The 17353-nt window shown below is 34.7% G+C and carries 13 protein-coding genes; 10 read left to right on the top strand and 3 right to left on the bottom strand.

Translation table 11 applies throughout. The features are described 5' to 3' along the window. The first annotated feature begins 15 nt into the window (after window positions 1-15). The 9 genes from rny (at window position 16) to JHC30_07740 (ending at window position 12681) form a co-directional block, all read left to right on the top strand. Complete coding sequence (gene rny / locus JHC30_07780) at window positions 16-1563, top strand: ribonuclease Y (GenBank protein MCI4464047.1); 1548 nt, start codon at window positions 16-18, stop codon at window positions 1561-1563. Continuing rightward, on the top strand, window positions 1553-3190 hold the full coding sequence (uvrC, locus tag JHC30_07775; protein MCI4464046.1) for an excinuclease ABC subunit UvrC: 1638 nt from the start codon (window positions 1553-1555) through the stop codon (window positions 3188-3190). The genes rny and uvrC overlap by 11 nt, the downstream gene beginning before the upstream one ends. Continuing rightward, window positions 3180-3533, top strand: a complete 354-nt coding sequence (locus JHC30_07770; GenBank protein ID MCI4464045.1) for a phage holin family protein — start codon at window positions 3180-3182, stop codon at window positions 3531-3533. Before uvrC ends, JHC30_07770 begins: the two co-directional genes overlap by 11 nt. Further along, window positions 3517-4782, top strand: coding sequence for a GTPase HflX (gene hflX / locus JHC30_07765; protein MCI4464044.1), 1266 nt, complete (start codon window positions 3517-3519; stop codon window positions 4780-4782). The genes JHC30_07770 and hflX overlap by 17 nt, the downstream gene beginning before the upstream one ends. A gap of 33 nt (window positions 4783-4815) precedes the next feature. Continuing rightward, the gene (locus JHC30_07760; protein ID MCI4464043.1) at window positions 4816-5523 is read left to right on the top strand and encodes a CvpA family protein; all 708 of its coding nucleotides are present in this window, start codon (window positions 4816-4818) and stop codon (window positions 5521-5523) included. Between the two features lies 1 nt (window position 5524). Further along, window positions 5525-6550 carry a tRNA preQ1(34) S-adenosylmethionine ribosyltransferase-isomerase QueA gene (gene queA / locus JHC30_07755; GenBank protein ID MCI4464042.1) on the top strand — a complete coding sequence of 342 codons (1026 nt, stop codon included), beginning with the start codon at window positions 5525-5527 and terminating at the stop codon, window positions 6548-6550. A gap of 8 nt (window positions 6551-6558) precedes the next feature. Further along, window positions 6559-7686, top strand: coding sequence for a tRNA guanosine(34) transglycosylase Tgt (gene tgt / locus JHC30_07750; GenBank protein ID MCI4464041.1), 1128 nt, complete (start codon window positions 6559-6561; stop codon window positions 7684-7686). A gap of 97 nt (window positions 7687-7783) precedes the next feature. Continuing rightward, window positions 7784-11452, top strand: a complete 3669-nt coding sequence (locus tag JHC30_07745; GenBank protein MCI4464040.1) for a hypothetical protein — start codon at window positions 7784-7786, stop codon at window positions 11450-11452. A gap of 53 nt (window positions 11453-11505) precedes the next feature. Then, window positions 11506-12681 carry an ROK family transcriptional regulator gene (locus tag JHC30_07740; protein MCI4464039.1) on the top strand — a complete coding sequence of 392 codons (1176 nt, stop codon included), beginning with the start codon at window positions 11506-11508 and terminating at the stop codon, window positions 12679-12681. Here JHC30_07740 and JHC30_07735 read toward each other — a convergent pair. From JHC30_07735 to JHC30_07725, 3 genes are read right to left on the bottom strand one after another with little or no spacing between them, the layout of a single operon-like run. Further along, complete coding sequence (locus tag JHC30_07735) at window positions 12665-13219, bottom strand: hypothetical protein (GenBank protein ID MCI4464038.1); 555 nt, start codon at window positions 13217-13219, stop codon at window positions 12665-12667. The genes JHC30_07740 and JHC30_07735 overlap by 17 nt on opposite strands. A gap of 1 nt (window position 13220) precedes the next feature. After that, window positions 13221-14969, bottom strand: coding sequence for an aspartate--tRNA ligase (aspS, locus tag JHC30_07730; GenBank protein MCI4464037.1), 1749 nt, complete (start codon window positions 14967-14969; stop codon window positions 13221-13223). Next, window positions 14962-16215: a histidine--tRNA ligase gene (locus JHC30_07725; GenBank protein ID MCI4464036.1), complete on the bottom strand. Its 1254-nt coding sequence runs from the start codon at window positions 16213-16215 to the stop codon at window positions 14962-14964. Before JHC30_07725 ends, aspS begins: the two co-directional genes overlap by 8 nt. An 86-nt stretch (window positions 16216-16301) precedes the next feature. On the opposite strand from JHC30_07725, the gene JHC30_07720 reads away from it, so the two are divergent. Further along, the gene (locus JHC30_07720) at window positions 16302-17156 is read left to right on the top strand and encodes a VIT1/CCC1 transporter family protein (GenBank protein MCI4464035.1); all 855 of its coding nucleotides are present in this window, start codon (window positions 16302-16304) and stop codon (window positions 17154-17156) included. The last annotated feature ends 197 nt before the right edge of the window (window positions 17157-17353 follow it).

Below are 17353 nucleotides of genomic sequence, written 5' to 3'. Positions count from 1 at the left end.
TAGGAGGTGAGGATGATGTCAGTACCTTATTTTTTGTATGTGTTAGTTACAATACTTATGTTTACTATTGGCGCACTAATTGGTTGGATAGTTCAAGGTTATATCTACAAATCGAAAATAGGTTCAATAGAGGAATACCTAAAGAAAAAACAGGAAGAAATAGAAAATAAACTTGAAGTTGAGAGAAGAGAGATCCGTATTCACTCGAAAGAGGAGTTAGACAGAAAAATTCAGGAATTAGAAAACAAGTACAAGGAAAGGCAAAGAGAACTCCAGGAAATAGAGAACAGGCTTCTTAAGAAAGAGGAAATTGTTGATAGACGTGCTCAATTTTTAGATAAAAAGGAAAAAGATCTCCTCAAAAAAGAAGAGGATTTACAGATTTTAGGGAAACAGATAGAAGAAAAGGAGAAAAGCATAGAAACAGAGCTGTTCAAGATTGCATCTCTTACAAGAGAAGAAGCAAGGCAGTTGATTTTAAAAGAAGTTGAGGAAAGCTTAAAGAAAGACATAGCAAAGAAAATTGCGGAAGCCGAAGAAGAAATTAAAGCAGTAGCAAAAGATAAGGCAAAGGTTATACTTTCACAAGCAATGGAGAGTTGCGCAATTGATTATGTTGCTGAGACGACAGTTTCTGTTGTTCCACTCCCTTCAGATGAGCTAAAAGGAAGAATTATAGGGCGTGAAGGAAGAAATATTAGAACCTTTGAAACACTTACTGGTGTAGATCTGCTTATAGATGATACACCTGAAGCAGTAACACTTTCTTGTTTTGACCCTATAAGGAGGGAAATTGCACGAAGAGCTCTTGAAAAATTAATTATTGATGGCAGAATTCATCCTGCAAGGATTGAGGAGTTTGTAAGTGAAGCGGAAGCCCAATTTGAAGAAAGCCTTATAAAAGACGCGGAAGATGCTCTTATGAGCATTTCTCTATACGGTTTTCCAAATGAACTAAAAAAGATTATTGGGGAAATGAAGTACAGAACAAGCTATGGACAGAACCTTCTTAAACACTCGCTTGAAGTTGCAACCATTGCAGGTATTATTGCTGAAGAGATAGGAGAGAATGTTATTCTTGCAAAGAGGGCAGGATTCTTACACGATATTGGGAAAGTAATATCCCAGGAATATGAAGGTCCTCATGCTCTTACCGGGGGAGAACTTTTAAGGAAGTTTGGAGAAAACGAAATCGTTATTCATGCAGTACAGTCACATCACGGAGACATTAAACAAGAAACGCCTCTCGATGCCATTGTTCAAGTTGCTGATACTCTTTCTGCAACTCGTCCAGGTGCAAGAAGAGAGGACCTTGAAAATTACATAAAGAGGATGGAGGAACTCGAAAGGATTGCAAGTTCGGTTCCTGGAGTTAAAAAAGCTTTCGTTGTTCAAGCAGGGCGTGAGGTGCGCATACTTGTAAACCCAGAAGAGGTTAGCGAAGAGACTTCTCAAAAGATTGCAAGAGATGTCGCAAAAATAATAGAAGAGTCCCTTGTTTATCCTGGTATTATAAAGGTAACAGTGGTGAGAGAAACTCGTTATATAGAGTATGCAAAATAGCATTAAATTCCCGGAAGAGTTAGAATTTTTGCCGGACTCTCCCGGGGTTTATGTTTTAAAGGATATCCAGAATAAAGTCATATATGTTGGCAAAGCAAAATCACTAAAGAAAAGAGTTAGTTCATACAAAAATCCAAAAGACTTAAAAGGTGAGGCATTATTACAGAGAGTAAAAACGGTTGAGTTTATTGTAACTGACAACCCTGATGAAGCATTACTCCTTGAAAATAACCTTATTAAGAAATTTAAGCCACCATTCAATATTAGACTTGTTGATGATGAAAACTATCCTTACATTAAAATCACAGACGAAGAGTATCCAAAAATTCAGAAGGTTTACAGGATTAGAGGGGAAAAAGGAAGCTATTTTGGTCCTTTCCCGCACGGAAAAGCAGTTGAAACAACAATAAAAACTCTTAGGAAAATTTTTCCCATTCGTTCATGCAATCTAAAGATAAGTGAAGATAAAAAATATCAGCCTTGTATGCTTTACCAAATTGGGCTTTGTTCAGCACCTTGTGCTCATCTTATAAGTAAAACTGACTATTTAAAAACTGTTGAAAATCTTAAGAAGTTTCTTAGAAGTGAGGACCGTTCAGTTATAAATACGCTTACAATGGAAATGGAAAAAGCAAAAAGAGATCTTCAATTTGAAAAAGCAATTATCTATAGAGATGCAATAGTTGGTCTTAATTCCATTTTTTCTTCTCAAAGAGTCATAACTGAAGGTGATGTTAACTTTGACCTTATAACTGCGGAATTAAAAGACGACCTGAGTTGCGTTGTTAAAGTTACCATAAGAAATGGAAGGGTGGTAAGCCTGTATCCTTTTATATTGGAATCGTTAGAAGATAAACAGTCTCTCATAGAACAGTTTTTAATGTCTTATCCTCAGCATGCAACTTCGCAAAAACTCTATATCGATTGTGTTATCGAAAATAAGGAGGCGCTTGAAAAATTTTTGAAAGACAAAACCGGTCACATAGTTCAAATTCTTCGTGTAAGAGGAGTTGTACCTAAGAAAGTTTTGGAACTTGCAAGAGATAACGCAAAAATTCATCTTGAAAATTATATAAAAAGAAAGGAAACAGAAACGCCTAAAGTTTTGCTTAAAATGAAGGAGGTATTGGGTTTAAAGCATATACCTATCAGGATCGAAGGGTATGATATTTCTAACATCCAGGGAAAGTTTGCCGTGGGTTCAATGGTTGTTTTTACAAAAGGCAAAAAAGACAAAGATGAGTACCGTAGATTTAAGATAAAATTTGTTGAAGGACCAAATGATTATGGTATGCTTTACGAAGTACTTATTAGAAGATTTACTCATGAAGGTGAAAATTTTTCAAAAACACTTCCAAACCTTATTCTTATAGACGGAGGTTTAGGACAACTTGAAGTGGGTAAGAAGGTTAAAGAGATGCTCAATCTCGATATTGACGTGTGTTCGCTTGCAAAAAAAGAAGAGTTAATTTATACTGAGAAAAGTTCCGACCCAATTGTCCTTGATCGAGATTCCGAGGTTCTTAAATTATTGCAACAAGTAAGAGATGAGAGCCATAGATTTGCGAAAACTTATTTTAAAGAACTTCACTCAATGAGTATAAAGGAGGACAACGATGCGAAATAAGATTCTCATTAGTTTCATCATTAATGCTATCTCTCTTTACCTTGTAAGTATCTTAGTTCCTGGTATTACTTTTGATAACACCTTGAGTATTCTTGTTGCAAGCCTTATTTTTGGTATTGTTAATTCTCTTATAAGGCCTTTCTTTATGTTTCTATCTCTTCCTTTAATTTTCTTAACGCTTGGTTTGTTTACATTTATTATTAACGGGTTTATGCTTAAAATCGTTTCCCTTATTGTTCCAGGATTTCATGTAAATTCATTCTGGGATGCAGTTTTTGCTTCACTTGTATTGTCTCTTATATCGGTAGTGCTAAAGGGGGTGTTTTTTGGAAAACAACATTAGGAAGGCAATTCTTGTTCACGTTGTAAACAGGGATAACAAAGAACTAAGGGAGGAATACTTAGAAGAATTTAGACTTCTTGTTTCGACATTGTCTTACGAAATTGTTGCAGAAACAACATACTCTCTTAGAGAGCCAAGGTATTCGACATTTCTTGGAGCAGGAAAGGTTGAGGAATTGAAAAAAGTAATAAAACTTACGGATGCACAAATAGTCTTCATTGATACCACATTAACCTTCTTACAACTCAGAAATCTCTCTAAAGAACTTGAGGTCCCAGTAATTGATAGACCTCATTTAATACTCATGATCTTCTCTATGAGAGCAAGAACAAATGAGGCAAAACTTCAAGTTGAACTTTCGAGGTTGAAGATGAGACTTCCAGAGATTGTTCATTCTGAGGTTAATTTAGATCAGCAAACTGGCTCTGAAATTGGCTTAAAGGGACCAGGTGAAAGAAAAACAGAACTTAAAAGAAGATACATTGAAAGGAGAATTCAAATACTTGAAAAAAAGTTGGAGGAAATTAAAAAACACAGATTCGAAGTACGAAAAAGGAGGACAAAGAGTAACATTCCTATAATTTCGATAGTAGGTTATACAAACGCTGGTAAATCAACCTTGCTAAATGCTTTAACTTCAAGCGATGCATATGTTGAAGATAAACTTTTTGCAACACTTGACAGCATGGCACGCCTTGGAGAGGTTAAGCAAAATATCTCTGCAATTTTTGTCGATACAATTGGATTTATAAGGGACCTTCCTCCTCAATTAATTTATGCATTTCACTCAACTCTTGAAGAAATACTTGACTCCTGGATAATAATACATCTTGTTGACATATCAGATGTGCTTTTTAGAGAGAAGATTGATGTGGTGCTTTCTACACTTAAAGAATTAGGTGCGTCTAATATACCAACTATTACTGTTTTCAATAAGATCGATAAGGTTGATAGCGAAACACTTAATTACCTTGCTTCAATATTCAAAGATGCTGTTTTTATTTCAGCAAAGTCGGGCGTTAATATTGATAAATTGAAAGAGAAAATTGCTTCGATGCTACAAGAACTTATTGTAAGGGTAAAAATTATCCTTCCGTATAAAGATGCATATTTGCTCGATGAAATATACTCTTCTTCGAACGTTATCTCAAGAAAAGATACCGAGGAAAATATTATTCTTTATGTAGAGGGTTATTATTCGACTTTAGCTAAGTTTAAAAATTATTTTGCCGCTCAAAAAACCGCTTGAAAAATATTTGAAAAACTGTTACAATCATAAAGTATGAATACAAACTATGTTGATTTATTTGTTTTTATATTTTTGCTTTTTGAGTTCTTTGTTGGGATAAATAGAGGCGCAATACTTTTTATTTTCGATATTGTAGGAGTATTTTTAGGATTGTTTCTTAGCAATACTCTTGCGCCCCATTTATCAGCTATTTTTATAAATAATCTTCATCTTGACAAAACGATTGCGGATAGGATTTCTGGGCTAATAGTTCTCCCTCAGGATATTTCTAACTTAAGTGCAACGGTTTCTAATGTTTCAAAGGCAATTTCTGAATTGCACCTTCCTATTATTTTACAAAATTTCGTGTTGAGTAACGGAATTATACCGTCTATGACTGTTAAGGAATTTATCGCATTAAAATTATCTCAATACCTTGTTAATGCAATATCCTATGTAATCATTTTTGCAGTAGTTATTATTATTGCAAGGATTGTTGCTTTAGTTCTAAGAAAATTGTTCAGGGTGAGTCCTTTTTTAAAATGGATTGATGTCATTCTTGGTGGAGTCCTTCGAATTGCAATTGTCTTTACTGTTATTTCAGTTTTGATTCATGCACTAGGATTCGTCTTTTCCTATCTTGATCTTTCAAATAGTCAATTTGCAAGTATGCTTGTAAAATCAAGAACTTACTATATTTCCGAAAATTATTTTAAGAGCTTATCAACATACTTGACGACATTGCTTTCAAATTTTAAGTAAAATGGGTAACATAGATTTTCTTGATTATAACCTTGATAAGGATCTCATCGCACAGCACCCAATTTATCCAAGGGACCACGCTCGCCTTATGGTTGTCCATAGAGAAACAGGTATTATCGAACACAGGAAGTTTTATAACATCGTTGAATACTTAAGAAAGGGAGACTGCCTAGTTCTTAACAACTCAAAAGTCCTCAAAGCAAGGTTTATTGGAAAAAATATTAAAACAGGTGGAAAAAGAGAAATATTTCTTTTAAAATATCTTCAGAATAACAAATGGCTTGCCTTGACTTCACCAAACGACAGGATCCATGAAGGTGATGAGATACTTATAAACGAAAATCCAGAAATTACTGTAAAAGTTATTTCTAAGGGAACTTTTGGAGAAAATATAGTCGAGTTTGAAAGCGTATTACAGATGGAAGATGTTTTAAAATATGGAGAAGTGCCTCTTCCCCCTTACATTAAAGCTAAAGTTGACTTGCAGGAGTATCAAACAGTATACGCAAATCTCCTGGGGTCAGTTGCATCACCTACTGCAGGGCTCCACTTTACAAAAGAACTTCTAAAACAAATAGAAGATATGGGCGTTTGTATAACATATATCACTTTGCATGTTGGACTTGGGACATTTAAACCCATAAAAGAAAATGACTTAAACAAGCACAAAATGCACGAAGAGGAATTTTTCATACCCGAGGAGACAGCAAAAGCTGTAAACGAGGCAAAGAAAAGTGGAGGAAGAATTATTGCTGTTGGTACAACGGTTGTGCGAGCCCTTGAAACTGTATCAACAAGAGATCATGTTTTGAAACCTTATCAAGGTTCAACAAGACTTTTCATCAAACCAGGTTATCCTTTTAAAATGGTTGATGCCCTTGTTACCAATTTCCACTTTCCGAAGACAACTCTTCTTGCATTGGTTTGTGCTTTTGCTTCAACAGATTTAACCCTAAAGGCATATAATATTGCTGTTCAAGAACGTTACAGGTTTTATAGTTTTGGCGACGCTATGCTTATTTTATGAGGTGACAAATGTACGACATAAAATTTAGAGTTTTAAAGGAAGATAACTGGTCAAGAGCCCGCATTACTCAGTTCGAGACACCGCACGGGACGATCGAAACACCTGTTTTTATGCCTGTTGGAACACAAGCAACTGTAAAGACGCTTACATCAGATGAGATACGAGAAATTGGTTTTAAAATAATTCTTTCAAATACTTATCATCTTTATCTCCAGCCCGGGGCTTCGACTATAGAAAAGGCTGGTGGAATACATAAGTTTATGGATTGGGATGGCGCTGTTCTTACGGATAGTGGAGGTTTTCAGGTTCTTTCATTAAAGGATCTAAGAAAAATAACATCCGAGGGAGTTGAGTTTAAATCATTTATTGATGGCTCCAAGCACTTTTTTACTCCAGAGTTAGTTATAGAAACTCAGGAAAAAATCGGGTCGGACATTGCTATTCCTCTTGACATATGCGGTACATATCCAAGCCCGCATTCTGAAACAAAAAGAGAACTTGATATAACACTTGAATGGGCTAAAAGGAGTTTAAAGGCACACAAAAGAGAAGATCAAATACTTTTTGGAGTTATTCAAGGTGGTTTTTACAAAGATCTTAGGAAAGAAGCGGTTCTAAGAATACTTGAACTTAATTTTCCTGGAGTAACTCTTGGTGGGTTAAGCATTGGAGAAGAAAAAGAATTAACAGCAGAAATGGTGGATTATATTGTTTCGCTCCTTCCAAAAGAAAAACCTCGTTATTTTATGGGTGTTGGAGATCCGTTAAGTATCCTCGAATATGTTCGGCTCGGAGTTGATATGTTTGATTGCGTCCTTCCAACAAGAATCGCAAGAAATAGGAGCCTTTTTACAAAAACTGGTACAATTAAGATTACGAAGTCAATTTATAAAGAGGATTTTACACCAATTGAAGATGATTGTGGTTGTTATACATGCAAACACTATACAAAGGCGTATCTAAATCATCTATTTAAAGCGAAAGAGCACCTTGCAGGAAGGCTTGCAACTATTCATAACCTTTATTTTATGCAATGGTTTATTCTTGAGATTAGAAAAGCAATAAAAGAAGGCTATTTCAAGGAATTTTACGAAGACTTCAAAAGCAAATATAAGGAAGGAAGTTCATCTGAATAAATTTCAAGATCTAAAGTTTTTTATCGTCATCTATTATTAATTTTTGTTAATTTTTGCTATAATTAGTTATGTATTGTAAATAATAAAGGAGGCAGGTATGAAGAAAGCATTAGTCTTTGTGCTTATAATGGCGCTTTTATCCACGTTTTTGGTAGGGTGTACTCCAAAGCCAAAAGCGTTAAATGTTATTGTAATGTTCCACAATCATCAGCCATTTTATAAAAATCCCGAGTCAAATACCTATATTTTACCCTGGGTTAGATTGCACGGAGCGAAGGATTACTATAGAATGCCATATATAGTGTCTCAGTATAAAGATTTGCACATTACGTTTGATTTGTCTGGAAGCCTTATTGATCAAATAAAGGACTATATAAATGGAGCGGAGGATAAGCACTTAACTGTCTCCAAAATTGACCCTGATAAATTAACAATTGATGACAAATTCTTCATGCTGTCTATTCCTGGAGGTTTTTTTGATATCAACTGGGATCATATCGTCAAAAAAGTGCCTCTCTATAGTGACCTATTAAACAAGAGACAGGAGGCTTTTAAGTCTTATCCTTTAGACCAAAAGGACAAAATCGTTTCGTCTTTAACAAATCAAGATTACTTGAATCTGCAAACGCTCTTTAATCTTTTCTGGCTTGATACTGACTATATTAAAAGCGATAAGGAACTTTCAATACTTTATGACAAGGCTTACAAAAAAGAAAATTATACAATTGAGGAACGGAATTTAGTTTTAAATAAACAAAAAGAAATAATTTCAATGATCTTTCCAGAGTATAAGAAACTTTTGGAAGAAAAAACTATTGAATTAGTTTCAACACCTTATACACATCCAATTTCGCCACTTCTCGTAGATTTTGGCCTGGAAACAGAATTAAAAGACCAATTAGCTTTTTCCAATAACACTTTTAAAGAGATCTTTGGTGAATTACCAAATGGTATTTGGGCATCCGAATGTGCCTTAAACGATGAAGTCCTTAAAATCTTTGGTGAAGATGGAATAAAGTGGACCATTTCAGATATTGATAATTTGACTCAGCTTGGGATAGACAAAAATGATCCCGTAAAATCGCATCTTCCATATACCATTAATGGTGTTACTGTATTCTTTAGGGATAAATATCTTTCTGATGGTATAAGTTTCAGATATTCGGGAAAACCGGTAGAAGAGGCAATACAAGATGTTGAAACAACGCTTACAAATTTGCAGAAACTTAACACGAGTGGAAATCTTGTTTACACTATTGCTCTTGATGGTGAAAATGCATGGGAGTATTACGAAAATGATGGTAACGATTTTTTGAACGCTTTTTATAAGAAACTATCAGAACTTCAAAGTAAAGGTATTATTAATGTTGTTACACCATCTGAGTATCTTTCAAAATACAAGGGGCAAAGTGTCGAACTACATAAAGTTACTTCGCTTGACCTCGCGCAAAAAGATATTTCTTTTGTCAATTCTTATTCTAATCTTCCCACGAAAGAATATGAAGGCTATTTCGGAGAGTCAAGCTGGGTTAATCCAACTCTCGATACATGGATTGGTGAACCACAAGAAAATATTGCGTGGATGTGGCTCCTGGATGCTTATAAAAGATATAAAGAGAAAGAAAATTCTATTACCCCTGAACTAAAAAGCGAGGTGAAGAAATACTTAATGATTGCAGAAGGCTCTGATTGGTTCTGGTGGTACGGAAGCGATCAAAGTTCAGGGAATGATCCGGCATTTGATAGGCTTTACAAACTTTATCTTGGTGAGATTTATAAAAAACTTGGACTTGATATTCCAGATTACCTTTTTGGTAATTACTTCCCAGATGGAGAGCCTTACATTTCAACCGAATTGTCGTTGAAAGACAATGTCCCTACAGAAATAATTAGTATATCCAACAAGAATATTGGAAACGCGATCTATAGTGGATTGGAAAACTCATTAGAGTTAAAATTGAATGCAAACGATTACATAGTTGCAATATACAACGGTAAGTCTCTTAATGCATTTCTAAGTGAGCAAACAAAACCAAAAACATTCAATATGGATAACTTTCCGTTTACAAATGAAAGTATTGGAATGCCTGTTGACTTTGAGATTTATGGCAAAAACGGGATTTATAAGATTGATTTAAGTGGTTTGAATTTGAGCAAAATGTATGTTGCGGTGGTTAAAGTAAAAAACGGAGCTACTATAAAGGAAACACCACCAATAAAATTGAAATTTCCTGTGAAAATCGAAGGAGAGCTTATAGGAGAACTTTACGACGAAGCAAACGACGATAATGGTCCTGGAACTTATACATATCCTCTTAACGATATATTCAAGAATAAAGGACATCTTTTTGATTTACAATCTTTCAAGATGTTTGATGCAGGAGACAATTACATACTTCAATATGGAATCGGTTCTATAGGGGATAATCCCTGGAATGGACCCAATGGTTTTTCCTTCCAAATTATTGAAACGTATTTTGATGTTGAAGATGGAGGAAGAACAGAACCAATTGATATAAAGGGCCCGAATGTGCTAATTGATAATAATCATCCCTGGGATGTTGCAATAAGAATTGCTGGATGGTCATATGGCAATTATATACAAAATGCAAAAGGAGAAGTTGCTCAAGGCGAACTTGGGATTTCTGTAGACAACGAAAAGAACATAATAACCGTGATTTTACCCAAAAAGTATCTTTCTATAAAGCAGGATTATAAACCATATGTATGTATTATTTCTGGAAGCCAAGATGGATATGGCGAAGGTTATTTTAGAGCAATAACACAGACAGCAACCGAGTGGACCTGTGGTGGTGCCGATCCTGATGCGCTTAACGCAGGCGTTCTGCCAAAGGTAATGGATATATTTACCCCTAAGGAAAAGACACAAAAGGAAATCCTTACTTCTTATGATGTCCAAAATAAGAAACTTGCAACAATCCCAATGTTACCTCTTGAGAAGGCAAAAGAAGTTCCAAACTTAATTTCCTCTTATAAACTCAATATAGGCGATACTACACCTCCAAATTCGCAATTTTCTATAAACTTTGCTATCAAAAATGTTGGCAAGGCTGAGCAGAAAGACCTTGATGGAAGTGAATTTACCTTATATATTCCTGATTATGTTTTAGTTAAGAAAATTGAAACAACTAATTTTAAGAGCGAAGTTAATAATAAAGAAATAGATTTTAATGGAGCAATTTTACCAAACCAAGAAGAGAATATTAAGATCACATTTGCAGTGAGCCCTGATGTGAAAAATGCGTACAAGGAGAATTTTAAAGGTGTTTTAAGATTTGACGGAGATGGATTAGGAAAGAATTCCACGATCTCTAACTTCGAATTCTATTTTTATACAAGGTACAAAGTAGAGATTAGCTTGCCATTTGATAAGAATTATTTAATAAAAAACGGAAATAAAATTGTATTTAAAAATGCGGATGTTACTACAGAATACGACCAAAAGCTTAACGATGTTACAACTTCCCTTGAAGATGTTTGCGACGCCCTTGGTGTTAATTATTCTTTTGACGGAACAAAGCTTACTCTTACATTTATGGATAATAAATATGAGCACTGGGTTGGACAAAACAAGGCTCTTCTTAACGGAAGCGCTATACCGCTAATTGAAGGTTCCCCTGACATAAGGAGCTATGTAGAGAATGGCGTTTTGAAATTCCCTCTTAAAGCACTTGCATATGCGTTTAAATTTAAGTATAATATAGACAGCGTAAATAAAACTGCAAATCTCTACTACCTCCCATAGATTTAGAGTGAAGGAGTTTCTCCTTCACTCTTGATAATTTAAAGGAGGCTAAATTGAAAGGAAAAAACCAAAGAGATCTAAAAGAAGAAAATACATCGACGGTTCTTAAACTTGTAAAAGATAATCCAAATATCTCGAGAATTTCTGTTGTTAGAAGAACAGACCTTACTCCGCCAACTGTTTCAAGGATTATAAGTTTTCTTCTTGAAAGTGGTGTAGTGCTAGAATATCCGGGCGAATCAACTCATGTTGGGAGAAAACCTTTCCATCTTAAATTTAATGGCAAGAACTTTTTGGTTTTAGCAGTTGAAATGTCTTACACGTATGTAAGATTTGCTATCGTAGATTTAGACGGAAATATTAAGGAAGTTCAAACGGTTGAGACAACGACCGATATTCCAAATAACAAACTTTTCGAATTAATATCCGAAAACTATAGCTACTTTCAGAAACGGTTTGATAACATTTTTGCGATAGGAATTTCCTCACCTGGAAGAGTAAATCCTAAAGAGGGAGTTATAATAAGTATCCCGAACCTTAGAAATCTGTCCAATTTTAGGGTCAAAGAATTAGAAAAAGAATTGAAAAAACCAGTATTTATATTAAATGACGCAAATGCAGAAGCACTTGCTGAAATGTTTTTCGGATACGGAAGGGATGTGAATGATTTTTTGCTTGTGCATATTGGTTTCGGTATTGGTGGAGGTATTGTTTTAAACCGAAAACTTTACAATGGAAATTTTGGGGTATCGGGAGAAATAGGTCATATTTCTGTAGATATGGAATACGGGTTGGAGTGTGATTGTGGGAACAAAGGCTGTATAGAACTTTATGCAAGCGTAAACTCTATTATTAAAGAGGTTCAAAGACAGAAAAAGAATATCAATCTTACAATGAATAGCCTTTACGAATTTTTAAAGGAAGGAGATCCTGTTACAATAAGTGTCGTTAATGAGAGGTCAAGGATGATTGGCAATATGCTTGTTACTGTTTCAAACATTCTTGCACCACAAAAAATAATAATTGCAGGACCAGTAGTAAAAATTGCAGAGTTTATCATCCCTACAATAAAACAAACTCTTTCTAAACACTCTTTCTATGGATTTGGGAAGGAAATTGATGTTGTCTCTTCTGCGTTAAAAGAAAACTCAGGACTTATTGGGGCAATGTCTATAGTCTTGAATGAATTTTTAGAACACCCGTATGAATTTATTACAAACCGAAAATAAGGCTTATTACCGTAAGGGTAATAAAAAGCAGGATTATTATGCCAAGTGTATACTGTTGAGTATTTACAAGAGGATAATCCTTAGTCTTTAAAAATTCAACGGTCTCTTTGTGGCGCAAAAGATATATTAGATAAATGAACCATGGAATTTCAATTAGCATAATCGCAATTACTCTTTCTGGCGTTAGCCTTGCCACTCCAAGGAAAAGATATGGAGTAAAAGTTCCCACCTTGTATCTATTGTGTAAAAAGAGAACTAAAGAGTTAAAATTGAGCATAGCTATACTTATCAAAAGATTTAGTATGATGTTTAAAAGCGTAATTCCAATAAGTACTTTTAAAGAATATTCTTTCTTTAAAAGTAGTAAAATAGACGGGAAGAAGTAAATAGAAAAAATAATTGCAGAGATAGTTAGAATGTATTTGGAGACAGGACTTTCAACGATTTTAAATCTCATGTAGAAAGTATACGCAAATACAATAAAGTATATGAGACCAATGAAAAGGATATAAACTGCTATTTTATATTCCTTGGGCATCCTATCCATTTTTTATTTGTATACCCAATTCATCCAGCTGTTTTTTGTCTACATCACTTGGGGCATCGGTTAGAGGGCACGTCCCGGAAGTTGTCTTTGGGAAAGCAATTACATCCCTTAAACTGTTAGCTTTTGATAAAATCCAAACTAGTCTATCAAGCCCAAAAGCTATGCCACCATGAGGAGGCGCACCAAATTTGAAAGCCTTCACTAAAAAACCAAAACGGGATTCAATTTCGTCTTCGGTTAGTCCTATCGCCTTGAAAACTCTTTTCTGAAGTTCGGGGTTATGAATCCTAATACTGCCGCCGCCAAGTTCACTTCCATTTAATACCAAATCATATGCAATTGCACGGACATTTTCCTTGTCTTCCTCAAGTTTATCAAGGTCTTCAGGATTTGGCATGGTAAATGGATGGTGTTCTGCAACATAACGACCTTCTTCTTCACTATATGAGTAAAATGGAAAGTTTACAACCCAGAGAAAGTTAAAGCGATTTTTGTCGATCATATTGAATTTTTCACCAAAATACAGTCGAGCCCTTCCAACTTTTTCAAAACCTCCCTTACGGTCAACCACAAAAACTGCAACGAGACTTCCATCTTTACTATTTTTTAAGATTGATTCTTTTTCAAATTCATTTAAGAATTTTGCAAATTGAGATGTAACTTCTCCGTTTTGTATTTTAAAATCAACAAAGCCATTGAGATCAAATTGTTTTACTGCCTCCTTTAGTTTGTCAACTTCACCTCTTGAAAGAGATGCCGCTCCATCAACTGATAGTCCTAAAACTAACTTCGATCCGTCATTTTGCAAAATCTTTATCTGAGTATTTTTGAAGGCTTCTGTGAAGTCTATTATTTTCATCTGAAACCTTGTATCTGGTTTGTCGGAACCATAAAACCTCATTGCATCTTTGTAGTCCATTCTTGGGAATGGAGTTTCTATGTCAATATCTACAACCTCTTTAAAAAGCTTCTTATACATGTCCTCTACAAGAGAAATTATATCTTCTTGTTCAACGAAGGACATCTCTATGTCAATCTGCGTAAATTCTGGCTGCCTATCAAGTCTTAAATCTTCGTCCCTGAAGCATCTTGCAATTTGATAGTACTTTTCGAATCCGCTAACCATTAGGATTTGCTTGAATAGTTGAGGTGATTGTGGCAAGGCATAAAACTTCCCCTTATTTAATCTGGATGGTACTAAAAAGTCTCTTGCGCCTTCAGGTGTGCTTTTTGTTAGATACGGTGTTTCAACTTCAATAAATCCATGGGAAGAGAGGTAATTCCTAATGCTTTGGGTGATTTTTGCTCTTAACTCAAATATCTTTCTCATTTCATCTCTTCTCAGGTCAAGGTATCGGTATTTAAGCCTTACAATCTCGTCGACATCCTGTGGAGCAAAAGGGTTGAAAGGCAAGTCTTCTGCTTTTGAAAATATCTCATAATCCTCAAGTTTAATCTCTACCATGCCAGTCTGCAATTTCGGGTTTGGTGTTTCTCTTCGTTTGACTGTTCCTTTAATCCCGATAACGGACTCGACTTTTAACGACTCAATTTCCTCAAAAGTTTCCTTATCTACAGAATCAGGATATACGACAACCTGAACTATGCCGGATCGGTCCCTTATATCTAAAAATAGGATTCCTCCGAGATTCCTTTTTCTATGAAGCCAACCGTTTATAACTACTGTTTTACCTATAATGCTTTCGTTTATTTCACTTATAGTAATAGTTCGCTTAAGCATTTTTTATCATCTCCTTTATACCGTCCAAAATATGTTGCGTAGATATTTTTGTTTGGTTGCCAGATTTTAAATTTTTAACGCTTAGTTCGTTATTCCTTACTTCGTCTTCTCCGATGATAATTGCTAAAATTGCATCTCTTTTATTTGCTCTTTCCAGTTGTTTTCTTAGAGAATCACCTTTTGGGTCAACTTCTACGATGAAATCCTCTATAAGAGTATCTCTTATTCTAAAAGCTAAATCTACAAATTTTTTATCATATGCTATGTATACTTTTTCTTTTTGCGTAAGGTTATAATTATTTTGTTTTAATATTTCTATAAATCGTTCAACACCCATTGCAAAGCCCACGCCAGGTGTATTCCTTCCTCCGAGGTCTTCGATGAGGTAATCATACCTTCCTCCACCAAGAAGTGCATTTTGAGCGCCAAGGTCTTCTGATACAACTTCAAAAACAGTCTTGGAGTAGTAATCGAGCCCTCTTACGAGAGTATTATCGACTTCATAAGATATCCCTAATTTATTAAGTAAATTTTTCACTTCCTCAAAATGTTCTTTACACTCGTTACACAGGTATTCGTCTATCTTAGGTAAACTTTCTTTAAGAGCAACGCTTTCCTTCTTGCAGTCAAGTATCCTTAGGGGATTTGTGTTTAATCTTCTCTTACAGTCGTTACATAACTCGTCGTAATGAGGCGTAAGTGCCTCCGTGAGTATCTCTTTATATTTTGGTCTACATTTTCTACACCCAATACTATTGAGCCTTACTTTAAGGTTTTTTATTCCAAAATGTTCGATTATTTTTATTGCGATGTATATTACTTCTACATCAAGAATTGGTGAAATATCGCCAAGAGATTCGATACCTAATTGATAAAATTCTCTGTATCTACCTTTTTGTGGGTTTTCGTACCTGAAGCACTGACCAAAATAAAAGAATTTTAAGGGAAGTGGGTTTGTTTCAAGGTGGTGCTCAATAAAACTTCTTGCAACAGATGCAGTCATCTCGGGACGGAGAGCGAGAATCCTTCCGCTTTTATCTTCAAATGTAAACATCTCTTTCTCAACAATATCAGTGGTATTTCCTACAGATCTATCAAAAAGTTCTGCATATTCGACAGTTGGAAGGACAATTAACTTATAGCCAAAAGAACTTGCTATTTCATATCCAACTTTTTGAATCTCGTTAAAAAGAAGTGCATCAATCCCTATAATGTCTTTAAAGCCTTTAACCGTTTTAATTTCCATTTCTTTCTCCTATATAGTGAATTTTACATATTTTTTGTTAAAAATCAAGTTTTTGCGAGTTTCTTTACTTTTGCGTATAATTAGGTATGCGTAAAAAACTTATCGAGGCACAGATTGACGAAATAACAGGAGCTAAAATATACTTGTTTCTATCAAAGGTTCTTGAGGGAAAGAACAGTGAATTACTTAAAGAAATCTCTAAGGATGAAACAAAACATTATTTAGTTTTAAGAAAGTTGACCAATGTGGATGTAAAAGAAAATAAAATTCAAATCTTGTTATATAAGTTTCTTTACTATATCTTTGGAGTTATTTTTGTGGTAAAACTTATGGAAAGAAGCGAAGAAGATGCTGTTTCAATGTATTCAGAACTTCTAAATGAGAACGAAGATTTTAAAACTATTTTAGAGGACGAAGAAAGGCACGAGGAAGATCTCATAAAACTAATTGAGGAAGAGCGAGTTTATTATGTAAGTTCAATAGTTCTTGGCTTAAATGACGCCCTTGTTGAAATAACGGGAACAATTTCTGGTTTATCATCTGCTTTGCAAGACGCAAAGACGATTGGAGTTGCTGCACTCATTACTGGTATTGCTGCCTCTCTTTCGATGGCAGCATCTGAATATATTTCTAAGAAAACCGATGTTCTTTCTAAAAGAAATCCGTTGAAGGCGTCATTATACACTTTTATTGCCTATTTTGTAGTGGTGTTGTTGCTTGTTCTACCGTTTTTCTTTGTTAAGAATTTTATCATTGGTTTTACTTTTTCGGTTATTTTTGGATTTCTTGTTGTATTGGTTTTCTCGTTTTATGTTTCAGTTATTCAAGATTCAAGTTTCAAAAGGACTTTCACAGAGATGTTTTCAGTGGTTATTGGTGTGGTTTTGATAACGTTTGCGATAGGATATATTGCAAGAAAACTATTTCATGTAAATATTTAAAGGAGGCTATCAATGATTAAACGAGTTCCAAAAATTTTTATTTCAATTATCATTCTTGGTTATATTTTTGCATTCTTTTCTTTATTCGATCCTACAAAAAGACTCTTTGGATTAATTTCTTTTATAGTTGCTGCGGTACTTCATATAATTTATATGCTATCAAATGAATATAAGTCATCAAGACATTTAGCAATTGC

The sequence above is a fragment of the Caldisericum sp. genome, from assembly GCA_022759145.1.
In the GTDB taxonomy this organism is placed as follows: Bacteria; Caldisericota; Caldisericia; order Caldisericales; family Caldisericaceae; genus Caldisericum.
This window is presented reverse-complemented; position numbering and strand designations above follow the sequence as displayed.